The organism is Vibrio cholerae ATCC 14035 (assembly GCF_000621645.1).
Lineage (GTDB): Bacteria > Pseudomonadota > Gammaproteobacteria > Enterobacterales > Vibrionaceae > Vibrio > Vibrio cholerae.
In genome coordinates this window covers 1-1,353 of record NZ_JHXR01000062.1, presented here as the reverse complement: position 1 = coordinate 1,353, position 1,353 = coordinate 1, and the positions used below count along the sequence as shown (strand labels likewise).

1 protein-coding gene is annotated in these 1,353 nt (G+C 42.6%); it reads left to right on the top strand.

Annotated features, from left to right (window positions below; translation table 11 throughout):
* Positions 1 to 437 precede the first annotated feature (437 nt).
* Positions 438 to 617, top strand: coding sequence for a DUF645 family protein (locus tag T411_RS0115630; RefSeq protein WP_001889214.1), 180 nt, complete (start codon positions 438 to 440; stop codon positions 615 to 617).
* Positions 618 to 1,353: the final 736 nt, after the last annotated feature.

The window sequence follows — 1,353 nt, the reverse complement described above, 5'->3', positions numbered from 1 at the left end:
GCTAAATGAAAGCCTGCATTGGTCAGTTCATAGGTAAAAGTTGAGCCAGTTCTAGTTCAAGAAAATTCGAAGTTTAGTCAATGATTTCAGTGGGTTATTCTTGAGTTGGTTTAAATGTAAATTGTTGAAGCTTAAGCATAACAAACGCCTCAAGAGGGACTGTCAACGCGTAGCGTTTCCAGTCCCATTGAGCCGCGGTGGTTTCGGTTGTTGTGTTTAAGTTTAGTGGTATGCGTTGCTAGCCCCTTAGGCGGGCGTTAGCTTCTTAAAGGCAGGAATCATCAAAATCCAAGCTCAATCGTTCTGAAAAATCCGATTTTAGCGTTCAAATTCGACGACTTGGCTTTCGAGTTTTTCTGATGTTGATTTGGTCGAACGTGTTGAAAGTTCAGTGGGTTCAAAGTCGATGAAAACTAGCAAGTCTCGATGCTTCAACGTTGTTGGATGTTCAACACTCAAAGTTTGGTTTCACAAAAGGCTGCATTATCGCTGTGTTCTTGCTTTCTTTGTCGCGGACTCTTAACCGTGGCCAACTTAGCCTAGATCGTTTTAAGTTTTGGCAGCCAACTTCACAGCTTTTGGCGTTGGACATGTGTTTGTGTGATGCTTCTGCGTAAAATGGCTTTCAAACAAAAGTGTTTAGAAATCATTGTTAAACAACAGGCTACGAAGCTAACAAACGCCTCAAGAGGGACTGTCAACGCGTGGCGTTTCCAGTCCCATTGAGCCGCGGTGGTTATGGTTGTTGTGTGTGAGTTTGGTGTAATGCGTTGCCAGCCCCTTAGGCGGGCGTTATGCTTAATTACGTAAAATCAGTGGTTTATGCTTTTTCTTTGTTCCCTCGGCTGATTGGTTTTGAGTTTGTCGGCAAGTTGTCTTCAGTAGGCGCTGTTTTCCGGACACTTATTCTTTGGCGCTGGAAATTCAGAGAATTGCCTCAATCCAGTATCGGGCAGGCACGAGGTTAGAGCGGTTGGCTCAATCAGAAATTTGATCTTGGATTTTTCGTTTTGGCTGGCAAAGTTCAAAGTCTGGTTTTCAAAATTATGAGTCATTTCAGTTTTTTGATTTTTGGCTTTTGTTTGTGAGTCAAAGCCGAGTTAATCTTGGTTATGTTAAAACGTAAGTTATTGAAGCTTAAGCATAACAAGGCGTTCAAGAGGGACTTGGCACGCGTGGCATTTTCAATTTGCGTTGGGTTTAGTGGTTAAGGTGTTATGCGGTCACTTTTGTATTGCGTGCCTGCGCCCCTTAACGCGGCGTTAGTTTCTATCAAGAAAAATCATCAAAAGCTCAGGTTCAACGTTTTGAAAAATCAGCTTTCAAGTTGTCCGACTTGGTTTTTGAGTTTCA